The 507-nt window shown below is 67.7% G+C and carries 1 pseudogene; it reads right to left on the bottom strand.

Features of this window, described 5'->3' with window-relative positions:
- Window positions 1-507, bottom strand: a pseudogene (locus tag B4920_RS25855) (transposase); the annotation flags it as partial.

The following is a 507-nucleotide window of genomic DNA, read 5'->3' as shown; positions in this document are numbered from 1 at the left end:
TCCGGACCTTCATCCGGCGATCTTCCAGGCCGATCATGCGTCCTCGTCCCTGTCCTTCGGAAAGATCGCCTCGAGCTTTTTTGAAAGGACCAGCAGCGCTGCCGCCTCCGCCAGCGCCTTCTCCTTGCGCCGCAGTTCCCGTTCGAGTTCCTTGATGCGACGCCGATCCTGCTTGGTCTGCAGCGGGCTGGCACGGGCTTCTTCGGGTGTTGCCAGCGCTTGCGTGGCCGCCTGGCGCCATTGGGCCAGGTCCTGCGGATAAACCCCGTGCTCCCGGCACCAGGCACTCCGGGCCGCCTCATCCAGTGCGGCCGTGGTGAGCACCGCCTCGAACCGCGCCGCCGCTGTCCAGGCCCGCTCGCGAGCGGGCCTGGACAGCGCATCGCTCCTCCACCGCTCCAGCGTCGCCACACCCACACCGATCTCACGTGCGACGGCCTCCACCGTCGCGCTCTCCGGCGGCAGCAATCGCGCCACCGCTCTATCCTTGAATTCCTGTCCGTATCG

The organism is Zoogloea sp. LCSB751 (genome assembly GCF_002028455.1).
Lineage (GTDB): Bacteria > Pseudomonadota > Gammaproteobacteria > Burkholderiales > Rhodocyclaceae > Zoogloea.
The sequence above is the reverse complement of the archived record's forward strand: the minus strand, read 5'-3'. Positions and strand labels throughout refer to the sequence as shown.